At 49.0% G+C, this 14,954-nt stretch carries 13 protein-coding genes; all 13 read left to right on the top strand.

The features are described from left to right. The first annotated feature begins 81 nt into the window (after nucleotides 1-81). Nucleotides 82-303, top strand: coding sequence for a DUF4318 domain-containing protein (locus DXB18_RS15100; protein ID WP_002596507.1), 222 nt, complete (start codon nucleotides 82-84; stop codon nucleotides 301-303). A gap of 184 nt (nucleotides 304-487) precedes the next feature. After that, entirely contained in the window at nucleotides 488-2,068 is a 1,581-nt protein-coding gene (mobQ, locus tag DXB18_RS15105; RefSeq protein WP_117496762.1) for a MobQ family relaxase, read from the top strand. A gap of 66 nt (nucleotides 2,069-2,134) precedes the next feature. After that, complete coding sequence (locus tag DXB18_RS15110) at nucleotides 2,135-2,779, top strand: CHC2 zinc finger domain-containing protein (RefSeq protein ID WP_020994021.1); 645 nt, start codon at nucleotides 2,135-2,137, stop codon at nucleotides 2,777-2,779. Beyond that, nucleotides 2,748-4,085 carry a virulence-associated E family protein gene (locus DXB18_RS15115; RefSeq protein WP_117963072.1) on the top strand — a complete coding sequence of 446 codons (1,338 nt, stop codon included), beginning with the start codon at nucleotides 2,748-2,750 and terminating at the stop codon, nucleotides 4,083-4,085. Before DXB18_RS15110 ends, DXB18_RS15115 begins: the two co-directional genes overlap by 32 nt. Before the next feature lie 241 nt (nucleotides 4,086-4,326). Next, nucleotides 4,327-4,560, top strand: a complete 234-nt coding sequence (locus DXB18_RS15125) for an excisionase (RefSeq protein ID WP_004612442.1) — start codon at nucleotides 4,327-4,329, stop codon at nucleotides 4,558-4,560. Between the two features lie 110 nt (nucleotides 4,561-4,670). Further along, entirely contained in the window at nucleotides 4,671-5,870 is a 1,200-nt protein-coding gene (locus tag DXB18_RS15130; RefSeq protein ID WP_066562017.1) for a site-specific integrase, read from the top strand. A gap of 185 nt (nucleotides 5,871-6,055) precedes the next feature. Next, the gene (locus DXB18_RS15135) at nucleotides 6,056-6,523 is read left to right on the top strand and encodes a low molecular weight protein-tyrosine-phosphatase (RefSeq protein ID WP_118708723.1); all 468 of its coding nucleotides are present in this window, start codon (nucleotides 6,056-6,058) and stop codon (nucleotides 6,521-6,523) included. Beyond that, nucleotides 6,524-7,429, top strand: a complete 906-nt coding sequence (locus DXB18_RS15140) for a PfkB family carbohydrate kinase (protein ID WP_243103548.1) — start codon at nucleotides 6,524-6,526, stop codon at nucleotides 7,427-7,429. It begins immediately after the preceding gene. A 62-nt stretch (nucleotides 7,430-7,491) separates the two neighbouring features. Then, complete coding sequence (locus tag DXB18_RS15145; RefSeq protein WP_118708725.1) at nucleotides 7,492-8,232, top strand: YkgJ family cysteine cluster protein; 741 nt, start codon at nucleotides 7,492-7,494, stop codon at nucleotides 8,230-8,232. Beyond that, nucleotides 8,229-9,128: a patatin family protein gene (locus tag DXB18_RS15150; RefSeq protein WP_347560905.1), complete on the top strand. Its 900-nt coding sequence runs from the start codon at nucleotides 8,229-8,231 to the stop codon at nucleotides 9,126-9,128. Before DXB18_RS15145 ends, DXB18_RS15150 begins: the two co-directional genes overlap by 4 nt. Before the next feature lie 289 nt (nucleotides 9,129-9,417). Beyond that, nucleotides 9,418-11,700 (top strand): hydratase, encoded by a 2,283-nt coding sequence (locus DXB18_RS15155; protein ID WP_118708727.1) that lies wholly within the window; start codon nucleotides 9,418-9,420, stop codon nucleotides 11,698-11,700. Nucleotides 11,701-11,886: 186 nt separating this feature from the next. Continuing rightward, nucleotides 11,887-12,825, top strand: a complete 939-nt coding sequence (locus tag DXB18_RS15160; RefSeq protein WP_118708729.1) for a LysR family transcriptional regulator — start codon at nucleotides 11,887-11,889, stop codon at nucleotides 12,823-12,825. 112 nt (nucleotides 12,826-12,937) lie between these two features. After that, the gene (locus DXB18_RS15165) at nucleotides 12,938-14,893 is read left to right on the top strand and encodes an aconitate hydratase (RefSeq protein WP_118708731.1); all 1,956 of its coding nucleotides are present in this window, start codon (nucleotides 12,938-12,940) and stop codon (nucleotides 14,891-14,893) included. Nucleotides 14,894-14,954 lie beyond the last annotated feature (61 nt).

Consider the following 14,954-nt stretch of genomic DNA (forward strand, 5'->3'; position numbering starts at 1 on the left):
TGCGAAGCTGTATGATATTATTATTTTATAACGCTTTGAAAATTCGTGGATTACTTAACAAATTAGAAGGAGGTATTTTATATGTTTAAAAAAGCTTTTTGGGTTCCTTATGAGGATAGTGCCAATTACCCAACTCTTGCAAAAACTATGGAAGCAATTTCAAAGTATTGTGAAGAAAATGGTAAGTCTTATACATTTATTAACGATGACGAAGTGGAGATAAATGGAAAAAGATATGAAATATATAGGGGCTACGAAAATGGTAGTAGGGGAAATTACGGCATAAAATGTAAAGAAAAATAAATCCAGTTTGTTATTCTACACACATCGGGTCAACTTGTCCCGAACTTTCACAACTAAATACCCGCCGCTTACACAGCGGCACACCGAGCAGGAAATCTGAAAAAGGTCTCCTGCTTTTTTTCTGCCCAAAATGAGGTGGTAAAACGCCACCCCATCCACCAAGCATAGAAAGGAGGGATACGAAATGCCCTGTCCACACAACGAAATCTCGATTGTTCAGCGTAGCCAACAGCAGTCTGCGGTTGCCGCCGCTGCCTACCAGAGCGGCGAAAAGCTGTTCTGTGAATACGACCAAGAAGTGAAGCACTACCCAGAAAAGCGAGGTATCGTCCACAATGAAATCCTGCTCCCGGCAAATGCCCCGCCGGAGTATGCAGACCGCAATACTTTATGGAACGCCGCCGAAGCTGTGGAGAAACAATGGAACTCCCAGCTTGCAAGGCGGTGGGTGCTTACCATTCCCAGAGAGATACCGCCTGACCAGTACGCTGTCCTTGTCCGGGAGTTCTGCCAGCAACAGTTTGTTTCCAAAGGCATGATTGCTGACTTTGCCATCCATGACACCCACCCGCCGGGACACAATCCTCACGCCCATGTCCTGCTCACTATGAGGGCAATGGACGAACATGGGAAATGGCTTTCCAAGAGCCGCAAGGTTTATGACCTTGACGAGAACGGGGAACGGATAAAGCTGCCATCCGGCAGGTGGAAAAGCCACAAGGAGGATACGGTGGACTGGAACGACCAGAAGTATTGTGAAATCTGGCGGCATGAATGGGAGGTCATCCAGAACCGCTATCTGGAAGCCAATGATCGCCCGGAGCGTGTGGACTTGCGTTCCTATGCCAGACAGGGGCTTGATATTATCCCTACTGTCCATGAGGGTGCTGCTGTCCGGCAGATGGAAAAGCGAGGTATCCAGACGAATATCGGCAACCTGAACCGGGAAATCAGAGCCGCCAACCGCCTGATGAAGTCCATCCGGCAGCTTATCCAAAACCTCAAAGGCTGGATTACCGAGCTGGGAGAAAAACGGAAAGAACTGCTTGCACAAAAGGCGGCGGAGGAAGCGACACTTCTTCCCAATCTACTGATGAAATATATGGAGATACGAAAGGAAGAACGGAAGGACTGGACGAGGGCTGGACAAAATCGGGGGACTTCACAGGACTTAAAGGCAGTCAGCGAAGCCCTGTCCTATCTCCGGCAAAAGGGGCTTTCCACTGTGGAGGACTTGGAAGCCTTTCTGGAATCTTCCGGGAAATCAGCCGCAGATTACCGCAGTCAGATGAAGCCAAAGGAAGCCCGAAGCAAAGTGATTGACGGACTGCTTTCTGCCCGGACAGACTGCAAGGAATGTAAGCCTGTCTATGAGAAGTACCAGAAGATATTTTTTAAGAAAACAAAGGAGAAATTCAACCAGGAACACCCGGAGGTTGCCCGGTATGCGAAAGCCGCCGCCTACCTTGCCAAGCACCCGGACGATAAGGACAGCACCCAAAAGAAGCTGCAAGAGGAGCAGGAAACGCTTCTGGAAGAAATTGCAGCCCTGAAAACACCTCTGATCGAGGTACAGGCTGATTTGAAGAAGCTGCGGGACATCCGCTACTGGGTACGGAAAGCCACACCCGGCACAGAGGAAAGCAAAGAGCCGCCCAGGAAGCAGCCCATCAAGGAAGTCTTGCAGGATAAGGCAGACGAGAAAAAAGCACAAAGAACCGCCCCGGCACAGGCGAAACACAGACAACAGGATATGGAACTTTAACAGGCACTTGCCATTTTCAATCAGAGAATGTCAGGTGTTTTTTTCTTTTTTCAAGGAGGGATAGATTTGAATGTATTTGAAGCTGTGAAGCAGTCCGTCACAACCAGACAGGCTGCGGAGCATTATGGAATCCATGTAGGGCGGAACGGGATGGCTTGCTGCCCGTTCCATCATGATAAAACCCCAAGCATGAAGCTGGATCGGCGTTACCACTGCTTCGGCTGCGGTGCGGATGGGGATGTGATTGATTTTGCCGCCGCCCTGTATGGGCTGGGAAAGAAAGAAGCCGCCGTACAGCTGGCACAGGACTTCGGGCTTTCCTATGAGGACTGGAAACCGCCGGGAAAAGCAAAAAAGCCCAAGCCCCGGCAGAAATCCCCGGAGGAACAGTTTCAGGAAGCAAAAAACCGCTGCTTCCGTATTCTTGCCGATTATCTCCACCTACTCCGAGTGTGGAGAAAGGAATATGCCCCGCACTCCCCGGAGGAAGTCTTTCATCCCCGGTTTGTGGAAGCCTTACAGAAGCAAGACCATGTGGAATATCTGCTGGATGTGCTGCTGTTCGGGGAAACAGAGGAAAAAGCGGCTTTGATTACGGAATACGGAAAGGATGTGATACAGCTTGAACAGCGAATGGCAGAGCTTGCAGCCGCAGACGCAGCAAGAACTAAAAAACACCATGAACGCCATGCAGCCGCCCCAGAGCATTGAGGAAATCAAGGCGGGGCTGGAAACCACCGAGAAAGGCGGTGTCCGTCAGAGCATACGGAACTGCCTGACCGTATTCCAGCGTGACCCGCTGCTTTCCGGGGCTATCGCATACAACATCCTGACCGACCGCAAGGACATCATAAAGCCCATCGGCTTCCACAGGGACAGCACCGCCTTAAACGATACGGACATGAAATATCTGCTTCTCTATCTGGAAGAAACCTACGGGCTTACCAATGAGAAAAAGATTGATAACGCCATCGGGATTGTGGCGAATGAAAACAAGTACCACCCCATCCGGGATTATTTAAGTTCCCTTGTGTGGGACGGGACAGAGCGAATCCGCTTCTGCCTACGGCACTTTCTGGGAGCTGACGCAGATGATTACACCTATGAAGCGTTGAAGCTGTTCCTGATGGGCGCTATCTCACGAGCCTTTCAGCCGGGGTGCAAGTTTGAAATCATGCTCTGTCTGGTCGGAGGTCAGGGGGCTGGCAAGTCCACCTTCTTCCGTCTGCTGGCAGTCCGGGACGAGTGGTTCTCCGATGATTTGCGGAAGCTGGACGATGACAATGTGTACCGTAAGCTGCAAGGTCACTGGATTATCGAAATGTCGGAAATGATGGCAACCGCCAACGCCAAGAGCATTGAGGAAATCAAGTCGTTTTTAAGCCGGCAGAAAGAGGTTTACAAGATACCCTATGAAACCCACCCGGCAGACCGCCCCCGTCAGTGCGTGTTTGGCGGCACTTCCAATGCCCTTGACTTCCTGCCCCTTGACCGTTCAGGCAACCGCCGTTTTATCCCGGTCATGGTGTACCCGGAGCAGGCGGAGGTTCACATTTTGGAGGACGAAGCCGCTTCCAGAGCCTATATCGAGCAGATGTGGGCAGAAGCTATGGAGATTTACCGAAGCGGCAGGTTCAAGCTGGCTTTCAGCCCCACCATGCAGCGGTATCTCAAAGAACACCAGCGGGATTTTATGCCGGAGGACACCAAAGCCGGAATGATACAGGCGTATCTTGATAAGTACACCGGGAGCATGGTCTGTTCCAAGCAGCTTTACAAGGAAGCCTTGAACCACACCTTTGACGAGCCGAAGCAATGGGAAATCCGGGAAATCAACGAGATTATGAACCAGTGCATTACCGGCTGGCGGTACTTCCCGAACCCAAGAATGTTTTCCGAATATGGCAGACAAAAGGGCTGGGAGCGTGAAAACCCGGCAACGGACTCCAGCAACCCGTCTGAAAAAACGATGGACGGTTTTGTGGAGGTCACAGAACAGATGGAGCTTCCATTCTGAAAATGACAGCCCGTTGCATCCCCTGTTGCTATCCCGTTGTCAAGCCGGTTGCCGGGGAAAACCCCGAAACTATCAGCTTTTCTCCCTTATAACAACCAAAACAACAGAAAAATAAAAGAAAAGTATAAATAGTAAGTAGTGCCAGATTGAGATTGTTTGCAAGGTCTTTTGAAGCCCGTTGCCGGACTTCGTTGCCGACACCCTCTGTCTGGCTATTTTCATGTATGGAGGATAACTGCCTATGGCGAATAATAAGATGAATATTGAAGGAAAAAATTACTCGGATGTTCCGGTGTGGCGTAGATATACGCTTACCATTGAGGAAGCAGCCAGATATTATCATATCGGCGAAGGAAAATTGAGAACGCTTATTGACACACATCCCAATGAGGATTTTTATGTGATGAACGGCAATCGTGCCCTCATTAAGCGTGAGAAATTTGAGAGGTATCTGGATCAGGCTACTGCTGTGTAAACAGAGCTGACAGATTTACCGATTTCACATGATATAACTATGCGGAGAGCTGGATTTGTGCTATGATAAGAGCGCAAGTCTGGCTCTCTTTTTTGAAAGGAGAGTTCACGATGAGTGAGAAAAGACGAGATAACCGTAATCGGATTTTGCGAGAGGGCGAGTACCAGCGTAAAGATGGGAGGTATCGGTTCCGCTATATTGATGAGGACGGAAAAGAGAAAAATGTATACAGTTGGCGTTTGGACAAGAATGACCCAATGCCAAAAGGAAAGAAGCGGGAGCCTTCCCTGCGTGAGAAAGAAAAACAGATTGAAGCGGATTTGTTTGACCGTATCGTAACCAACGGTGGCAACTATACTGTTTTGGAACTGGTAGAAAAGTATGTTTCATTGAAAACAGGAGTTCGTCACAATACGGTTGCCGGATATAAAACGGTCATCAATATGCTGAAAAAAGAGAGTTTTGGGAATCTGCGAATTGATAAGGTGCGTTTGTCAGACGCAAAGGCATGGTTGATTAAGCTCCAACAAATTGATGGACGAGGATACAGTTCCATCCATTCGATCCGGGGAGTTCTCAGACCAGCATTTCAGATGGCAGTAGATGATGACCTGCTTCGCAAAAATCCATTTGAATTTGAGCTGGCATCCGTCATTGTTAATGATTCTGTTACCAGAGAAGCGATTACCCGAAAGCAGCAGAGAGATTTGCTGAAGTTTATTCAGGAGGATAAGCATTTCAGCAGATACTATGATGCAATCTATATTCTTTTTCACACAGGGCTTCGTATTTCAGAGTTCTGTGGGCTGACGATTTCGGAGATTGAGTTTGGAGAAATGCGTATTAAGGTAGACCATCAGTTACAGCGTACTGCACAGATGCAGTATGTAATTGAAGAACCAAAAACTGACAAAGGTATTCGCTATGTGCCGATGACGGAAGCTGTCGCAGCGTGTTTTCGCAGAATTATTGCCAACCGAAAGACACCAAAAGTTGAACCGATGGTGGAAGGATACGCTGGATTTTTATTTTTGGATAAAAACGATATGCCGATGGTTGCCCTTCACTGGGAGAAGTACATGGAGCATATCATTCAGAAATACAACAGGATTTACCGTATCCAGATGCCGAAAGTTACCCCTCATGTATGCAGGCACACCTTTTGCTCTAATATGGCAAAATCCGGGATGAATCCGAAAACCTTGCAGTATATCATGGGTCACGCAGACATCAGTGTAACCTTGAACACTTACACCCATGTGAATTTTGATGATGCAAAGGAAGAAGTATATCGGATAGCGAATAGTTAAAAAAGCCCGTTGGTAAGGACGCTTGCTTTACCAACGGATTTACCAAGATTGCAGGGAAAAACACAAGAAAATACGAGAAGATTTGAGAAGATACCTTGAAAAGAAAGGAAAACTCAAAAGTCGGAAAACCCTGAAATATCAAGCGTTTGAGAAGAAATACAAGATTTAAATGGAGATATAAAAAGATGATTAAAGTATTATTTGTTTGCCACGGCAACATCTGCCGCTCCACAATGGCCCAGAGCCTTTTCACCCACCTCGTCACCCAGTCCGGTCTCGCCGATCAGTTCGAGATCGATTCCGCGGCTACCAGCCGCGAAGAAATCGGCAATTCGCCGCATTACGGCACGGTGGAGAAATTGCGTCAGAAACACATCCCGTTAATCCAGCACCATGCGCGTCAGATGACGGCGGAGGATTACCGGTATTACAATTATCTGATCGGTATGGACACGGCGAATATCCGAAATATGACACGGATTGCAGGTGGCACAGATAAAGACCAGAAGATTTATAAGCTTTTGACGTTTGCGGGAAGCGGGCGCGATGTGGCGGATCCGTGGTATACGGGTGATTTTGATGCGACATTTGAGGATGTTATGGCGGGATGCACCGGGTTACTGGAGAAAATCCGCAGAGAGGAACACATATAGATGGACAATAAGACAGCAGGAGTCAGAGAACAGGCAGAAATGACAAGGCAGTTTCGGAGTGAGTTGAATCATCACCCCAAACGCATTGTCCTTTTCAATGATCTTCCCGGTTATGGAAAGGTGGCACTTGCGGCTATGGTGCCGCTTTTTTCCCGTATGGGTCATTTCCCATATCAGGTACCAACTGCAGTGGTCTCCAACACATTGGATTTTGGAAAGTTCCGTATTCAGGATATGACGGATTATATGCGGGATACGATCAAGGTGTGGGACGAGCTTGGGTTTGATCCGGATTGTATCTGTACTGGTTTTGTACTTTCTGAGGAGCAGGTAGAACTGATCGGGGATTATATCAAAAGTAGGAAGCCGAAGGAACGTCTGGTGATGGTGGATCCGATTATGGCAGATGGCGGAAAGTTGTATAATGGGATTGGCATGGAGCGTGTGGCTGCCATGCGAAAGCTGGTCAGCTATTCGGATGTGATGGTTCCGAACATGACGGAAGCTGGTTTCTTGACAGGAATTTGTCCGGGACGGGAGACTGCCACGGCGGGAGAATTGCAGGAACTGATGAATGGACTTCACCGACTTTCTGGAAAGTCCGTGGTGATTACCAGTGCGCAGGACTCGGAGACGGGAGAGCATCTGGTCTGCGGTTATGATCACAGGCTGAACCAGTATTTCCGTGTGTCGTTTATGTATCTTCCGGTGCGTGTTGCTGGAAGCGGGGATATTTTTTCTACGGTTATGACTGGAAAACTGTTAAATGGGGAAAGTTTGGAGACTGCAGTGCGGGAGGCAGTGCGTGTACTGACTGCATTGATCCGGGAAAATCAGGAACACCTGGATGAGTACAAGGGAATCATGGTGGAGAAATACTGGGAATTACTGGAATCGTCAAATTAGTAATTAGCCATACCCAGGCAGAATAGGAAGCAAAGAAGCATAGAAGCGGGAGGAAATTAGGAGTGCTGAGAGAAGTGAGTCTGGAAGAAATTTCAGATGGAAGATTATATACATTAAATGATATGGCAAAGCTGGGATGTAATGACTGTGCTGGTTGTTCTTCCTGCTGCCGCGGCATGGGCAATACGATCGTGCTGGATCCGTATGATGTCTGGCGGCTGACGGGAGGTCTTGGTGTGTCTTTGCAGCAGCTTTTAGCGGGGCATCTGGAGCTGAATGTAGTGGATGGAATTATCCTGCCGAACTTAAAACTGGCTGGGGATTCGGAGCAGTGTACATTTTTAAATGGGGAAGGCCGCTGCAGCATTCATCCGCACCGCCCGGGAATCTGCCGGCTGTTTCCGCTTGGTCGGTATTATGAGGAAGATGGATTCCACTATATTTTGCAGACGCACGAGTGCGAAAAGCAGAACCGTACAAAGGTAAAAATCCGAAAATGGATGGATACCCCGGATATGGAACGATATGATGCGTTTATTGTGGACTGGCACGCGTTTCTAAAAAAACTGCGGGAACGCCTGCTGCCGGATACAGGTGCCGGACCGAAGCAGAGAGAGACCACGGAAGCAGCACCCAAAACATCAGAAACAGCTTTAGAGACCGACCGGGAAGCCCTGGCCAGGTCCATCAGCATGTACATTTTACAGCAGTTTTATCTGCTTCCTTATGACACCAGCCGGGACTTTTACAGGCAGTATGAGACCCGCATGGCAGCGGCAAAAGAATGGAGTGAGAAGTTATGAGCAGCAACCGTAACGACGATATGATAAAAACAGGACTGGTCCTGGAAGGCGGTGGCATGCGCGGCATGTATACGGATGGAATCCTGGATGTCTTTATGGACCACGGGATTTCTTTTGACGGAGTCATCGGTGTTTCAGCCGGGGCAATCCATGGCTCCAGCTTTGTGTCCGGACAGAAAGGGCGAAACATCCGCTATTACAAAAAATATATCCGTGATAACCGGTTTATCAGCATGAAAAATCTTATAAAGACCGGAGATATTGCGGAGGTTCAGTTCTGCTATCATGATCTGCCGGAAAAGCTGGATCTTTACGATTATGATGCGTTCAACCGGTCAAAAACGGAGTTTTACGCAGTATGCAGCAATGTGGAGACGGGGCAGCCGGAGTATATCCGTATTACGGATATGAAGGGACAGATCGATGTGATCCGGGCTTCGGCATCGCTTCCATACGTTTCCAGATTGGTGGAGTATGATGGAATGAAGCTTCTGGACGGTGGCTGCACGGACAGCATTCCGCTCATGGAGTTTCGGAAGATGGGATTTTCCAAAAATGCGGTGATCCTGACCAGACCGAAGGGCTACCGGAAGGAACCAGAGCAGCTGGCTATGGCAAAAATCCGTTACCGGAAATATCCGGCTTTTGTGGAAGCGCTGTCTCACCGACATGAGCGTTACAATGAAACGGTGGAGCAGATCGAACAGTTGGAGAAGGCTGGTGAGATTTTTGTGCTGCGGCCGGATAAGCCGTTGGAGATTGGCCGTCTGGAACGAAGCCCGGAAAAACTGCAGCAGGTATATGAGATTGGAAGGCGGGATGCGCTGATGAAATTGCGGGATTTGAAGTATTGGCTGCAGCAGGATGAAGCAGGAACAAAGCAGCCATTGCAATAACTGGTCATCAAGCCCTGCAGCACCAAAGAAGAAAATTTACAGCATCATAGTAGAAATAAGACTATAGCAAAACCTATAGCAAAAACCTATAGCTTTTATATTATATATAGTATTTTACAAATACTGAGAAAAGGTGCATAATAAAGCCATCGAAAGAAAAAGCCGGATGCAGGAAAGCTGGAAGCAAGATAGTGAAAAGCAGGATAGCGAACAGCAAGAGAGCTGAAACAGAAAGCATGAAAAGCCGGCTTGAAACTAAGAAACCACACATTACAGGAGGAGAGTTCGTATGGTTAAGTTACACGATGGCGGCGTTTATCTCGTAAACGGCGAGACCCTGGTTCCAGAGGCAGAGGCTGCAAAGGTTGAGCAGATGAGCGGCAAGCCAGTTGCAAAAGAAGAGGCAAAGAAAGGTACCATTGCGTATGGCATCATGAAGGCACATAACCAGTCTGAGAACATGGACAAGCTTCAGATCAAATTTGATGCTATGGTTTCCCACGATATCACATTTGTTGGGATCATCCAGACTGCACGTGCGTCAGGAATGGAGAAGTTCCCGCTTCCTTACGTTTTAACCTGCTGCCACAACTCTCTGTGCGCAGTTGGCGGTACCATCAACGATGATGACCATTACTTTGGTCTTTCCGCAGCAAAGAAATATGGTGGTCTCTTTGTTCCGCAGCACATTGCAGTATGTCACCAGTACATGCGTGAGTGCTTTGCAGGCGGCGGCAAGATGATCCTTGGTTCTGACTCCCACACCCGTTATGGTGCACTGGGTACCATGGCCATCGGTGAGGGCGGCGGTGAGCTGTCCAAGCAGCTGTTGAAGCAGACTTACGATGTTGCTTATCCGGGCGTGATCGCAATCTACTTAACCGGGAAACCACAGCCGTTCGTAGGACCGCACGATATCGCACTCGCCATCTGCGGCGCTGTTTACAAAAATGGCTATGTAAAGAACAAAGTAATGGAGTTCGTAGGACCTGGCGTTTCTTCTATGACAACTGACTACCGTAACGGTGTGGATGTTATGACCACCGAGACCACCTGCCTGTCCTCTATTTGGAGAACCGATGATGATACCAAGGCATTCCTGGAGAAACATCACCGCGTGGATGAGTTTAAGGAGCTGAATCCGGAAGCAGTTGCTTATTACGATGGCTGTGTTGAAATCGATTTAAGCACCATCAAGCCGATGATCGCGCTTCCGTTCCATCCGTCCAATGCTTACGAGATCGATTACCTGTATGAGAACCTCGAAGACATCCTGCGCGAGACCGAGAAGGCTGCAGAGCAGGTTGCAGAGGGCAGAGCACATTTTACCTTACTTGACAAAATTACCAAAGATGGTAAACTTCAGGTACAGCAGGGTATCATCGCTGGCTGTGCTGGCGGTAACTACACCAACGTGGTAGAGGCTGCACATGCATTGAAGGGCAAGAACATTGGCGACGGCGAGTTTTACTTATCCGTATATCCTTCCTCCCAGCCGGTTTACACCGATCTGGACCGCAAGGGTCTGTTAGCTGACTTGATGGATGCTGGTGCGATCATCCGATCTGCATTCTGTGGACCGTGCTTTGGTGCTGGCGATACTCCGGCAAACAATGCACTTTCCATCCGTCATACGACCAGAAACTTCCCGAACCGCGAAGGCTCCAAGCCGGGTAACGGACAGATGTCCGCAGTTGCCCTTATGGATGCACGTTCCATCGCAGCAACTGCAGCAAATGGCGGTAAGCTGACTTCCGCTGAGACCATGGATTGCTGGGGCGATATTCCGGAGTACAACTACGAGGATCGCGCGTACAAGGCGAGAGTATACAATGGTTACAACAAGGCAGAAGAGGATTCCGAGCTGCGCTTTGGTCCGAACATCAAAGACTGGCCGGAGATGGAGGCACTTTCCGACAATATCCTTCTGAAAGTTTCTTCCAAGATCCTGGATGAAGTAACCACCACCGATGAGCTGATCCCGTCTGGTGAGACTTCTTCCTACCGTTCCAATCCGCTTGGACTGGCTGAGTTCACCCTGTCCAGACGTGATCCGGAGTACGTAGGCCGTGCGAAGGCAGTCCAGGCTATGGAAAAGGAACGTCTTGCAGGTAAGGTAAATGCAGAGATCGCTGAGGTGATGAAGGTTGTCAATACCATTCCGGGTCAGGAGCAGGTAAAGGCAGAAGATGTTGAGATTGGTTCCAGCATTTATGCAAACAAGCCCGGCGATGGTTCTGCACGTGAGCAGGCTGCTTCCTGCCAGAGAGTTCTGGGTGCCCTTGCAAACATTACCCAGGAATACGCAACCAAGCGTTATCGTTCCAACTGCATGAACTGGGGTATGCTTCCGTTCCACTTAAAGGGTGAGCCGACCATGTTCGAGGTAGACGATTACATCTATGTTCCGAATGTGCGCACTGCATTAGAAGGTGATCTGGCTGACATTCCGGCTTATGTCATCAAAGATGGCAAGGCAGAGGAAATTCACCTCTACATCCAGCCGATGACAGAGAACGAGCGCAAGATCGTAAAGGCAGGCTGTCTCATCAACTTTAACAGAAACAAATAATCAGCAAGGATTCCTCATCTGATACAGATGGCGGAAGAAACAATAGACGAAAGAATGAAACGATAGAAACAGATAAGATTCCCACCGTTTTACGGCTTATCTGCTACTATAAAACTCCTTATGTAAGTGTAAGAACAAAATGGGGCTGTCTGGACAGGCAGCTCCGTTTTGTAGTTGGAGGAAACGATGGAATTAAGACAATTTACCTATGTCCGCCAGGTGGCGGAGTCTGGAAGTTTTACAAAAGCCGCTGCGAAGCTTTTCATCAGTCAGCCGGCGCTCAGCAATTATGTCAGTAAAGTAGAGGAAGACCTTGGCGTGAAGCTGTTTGACCGGTCTGCAAATCCGCTGAAACTGACTTACGCGGGAGAACAGTATGTAAAACGTGCCAAAGCAATCCTGGGGCAGATGGAAGAGATGAACCGGGAACTTAGGGACATCACCCATCATATGACAGGGCGTCTGCGGATCGGGTTTCCGAGTGAGCGGATCGTGTACATGCTGCCGCTTCTTTTAAAACCGTTAAAGGACCGCTATCCAGGCATTGATGTAGAAGTTTCTACGGGTCCTGGAAACCAGCTGATCGCGGACTTGAAAGCGGGCAATGTGGATTTTGTGTTTTTGCCGTATTGGACCCCGTTAAAAGATATCGTTCAGGTAGAAGTTTCGCAGGAAGAGCTGGTGCTGGTTGCCGCAAAAGAATATATGAACGAATCCTGTTTTCTGGACCGGGGAAAAAAGATCATTAACTGGAAAGAAGCAGCAAAACTGCCGCTTATTACCTTGAAAAAAGGACATGCACTGCGTTCGAGCGTAGATGTTTTGTATGCCAATGCGGAAGTGAAGCCAAACATTTTCTTTGAATCGCACAGCAATATGTTGTCCTACCGCCTGGCAGCCCAGGGGCTTGGCGTGGCAATCATTCCGGAGATTACGCTGGAACTGATGGAAGGTGGCATGGAGGCGGAGGTTTATCATCTTTCCGTTACACCGGTTCACTGGCCGGTCATGGTATTGTACCGGGAAGGATGCTATATCGGGGAAGTGGAACAGGCACTTCTGGACATCGCACGGGAGACCATGCAGGCTCATAAGAAAAAGCTATGGGCTTCATTTGCAAAATGAAATTTTACTTATAATCAGTACCCACTTATAATGAACTCAGAAGTTGAGAATCAGTTACTGTTTGCGGTTGTATGAACAGTAACCAGAGTCATTTAAGGAGGGTACTTTTTTCATGGGAAAGAATCTGACAAGAAAAATCCTGGAGAGTCATCTGGCAAAGCCGTCTGCCATGAATCCGGGCGATGAGATCTATGTAAAGGTGGATCAGACTTTGACACACGACATCAATGCGGTGATGACGTATCTGGCGTTTGAGGCCATTGGTCTGGACCGGACGCAGGTGGAGACCAGCGTGAGCTATCTGGACCACAACCTGTTATATCTGGATAACAAGACGCCGGATGACCACATTTATCTGCAGTCTGTGGCAAAGCGTTATGGTGTGCATGTTTCCAGACCGGGCAACGGAATCTGCCATGCGGTACATGTAGCGAGATTTGGTGTTCCGGGCAAGCTGAGCATGGGTGGTGACAGCCACACACCGCACGGCGGTTCCATCGGTATGCTGTGCATCGGCGTGGGTGGTATGGACGTGGCAACGGCAATGACCGGTGTTCCGATGCGTCTGAAAATGCCGCAGATCATCAAAGTAAACTTGAAAGGTCATCTAAAACCGGGCTGCAATGCCAAGGAAATCATCCTGGAGATGCTTCGCCGGGTTGGCATCAAGGGCGGCCTTGGAAAAGTATTTGAGTATGTAGGAGAGGGTGCTGCAGGTTTGGAGGTTGCAGAGCGTGCGACTATCACGAACATGGGCGCAGAGATGGGTGCGACCACTTCCATTTTCCCAGCAGATGAGCAGGTGCGCAAATTTATGAGGGCACAGGGCCGGGAAGATCAGTATGTGGAGATGATTCCGGATGCAGATGCCGAATACGATGGCGAGATGGAGCTCAACCTGGATGAGCTGGAACCGCTGATCGCTTGCCCGCATCAGCCAGATAATGTGATGCCGTTAAAGGATGCGGAGAAGAAAAAAGTACAGCAGGTATTCATCGGAAGCTGTACGAATGCAAGTTATTCCGATATCGCGAAAGTTGCGCTGGTATTACGGGGCAGACATGTCAATGAGGATGTGAGCTGCACCTGCGCGGTTTCTTCCAAACAGGTATATAAGCAGCTGCTGCGTGACGGATATCTGGAGATGCTGATCGATGCAGGTGTGCGGATCCTGGAGACCGCCTGCGGCCCGTGCTGTGCAATCGGCCAGTCACCGGCTACCAAGGGCGTGGCTGTGCGAACCTCCAACCGGAACTTCAAGGGACGCGCCGGTAACCCGACTGCGGAGATTTATCTGGTAAGTCCGGAGAGTGCGGCAGCAACTGCCATTCTTGGAACCTTTGCAACCGCAGAAGATATTCTGGGCGAAGATGTCGCAAAACTGGCAGAGATTCATGAGCCGGAAGTCTATCCGGTCGATGATTCCATGATCATCAAACCGCTTCCGGAGGAAGAGGCAAAGAAAGTTGAAGTGGTAAAAGGACCGAACATCAAATTCCTTCCGGTTCCGGAGCAGCCGGCCGAGCATCTGTGCGTTCCGGTCAGCTTAAAGACGGTGGACAACATCACGACCGACGATATTACTCCGGCCAGCGCAGAATTCTCCAGCATGCGCTCTAATATTCCGCTTATGAGCCAGTACTGTTATCACCGCTACGATCCGGAGTTTGCGGCAAGGGCAAAAGAGATGGGACAGAGCATCATCATCGGCGGCGAGAACTATGGTCAGGGATCTTCCCGCGAACACGCAGCCATCAACCCGATGTACTTAGGCGTACGTGCCGTGATCGCAAAGAGCATTGCGCGTATCCACAAGGGCAACTTGATCAATCATGGCATTATCCCGATGATCTTTGAGGATCCGGCAGATTACGACAAGATCGAGCAGGGAGACGAACTGGAAATCAACGGACTGTTAGAGCAGATGCAGACGAAAAAAGTGGAAGTGCGAGATAATACTAAGGGGATTACCTTTAAGGCGCGTCTGGAACTTTCTGATAGTGAGCTGGAGGTGATTTCCTGCGGTGGACAGCTGCGGTATCTGAAGAAGCAGCTGGGCAAGGAATAGAAGTGCTGACTTGAAAAAGTAAATTCCAGTGCAAAAGTAAATTCCACCGCTCTTTTAAAAG

This window comes from Clostridium sp. OM02-18AC (assembly GCF_003481825.1).
Lineage (GTDB): Bacteria > Bacillota > Clostridia > Lachnospirales > Lachnospiraceae > Brotaphodocola.

Bases quoted from the DNA above. Each gene is read 5' to 3' on its own strand.
- DXB18_RS15100 (WP_002596507.1), top strand. From the start codon at position 82: ATGTTTAAAAAAGCTTTTTGGGTTCCTTATGAGGATAGTGCCAATTAC.
- mobQ (WP_117496762.1), top strand. From the start codon at position 488: ATGCCCTGTCCACACAACGAAATCTCGATTGTTCAGCGTAGCCAACAG.
- DXB18_RS15115 (WP_117963072.1), top strand. From the start codon at position 2,748: ATGAACGCCATGCAGCCGCCCCAGAGCATTGAGGAAATCAAGGCGGGG.
- DXB18_RS15125 (WP_004612442.1), top strand. From the start codon at position 4,327: ATGGCGAATAATAAGATGAATATTGAAGGAAAAAATTACTCGGATGTT.
- DXB18_RS15130 (WP_066562017.1), top strand. From the start codon at position 4,671: ATGAGTGAGAAAAGACGAGATAACCGTAATCGGATTTTGCGAGAGGGC.
- DXB18_RS15135 (WP_118708723.1), top strand. From the start codon at position 6,056: ATGATTAAAGTATTATTTGTTTGCCACGGCAACATCTGCCGCTCCACA.
- DXB18_RS15140 (WP_243103548.1), top strand. From the start codon at position 6,524: ATGGACAATAAGACAGCAGGAGTCAGAGAACAGGCAGAAATGACAAGG.
- DXB18_RS15150 (WP_347560905.1), top strand. From the start codon at position 8,229: ATGAGCAGCAACCGTAACGACGATATGATAAAAACAGGACTGGTCCTG.
- DXB18_RS15155 (WP_118708727.1), top strand. From the start codon at position 9,418: ATGGTTAAGTTACACGATGGCGGCGTTTATCTCGTAAACGGCGAGACC.
- DXB18_RS15160 (WP_118708729.1), top strand. From the start codon at position 11,887: ATGGAATTAAGACAATTTACCTATGTCCGCCAGGTGGCGGAGTCTGGA.
- DXB18_RS15165 (WP_118708731.1), top strand. From the start codon at position 12,938: ATGGGAAAGAATCTGACAAGAAAAATCCTGGAGAGTCATCTGGCAAAG.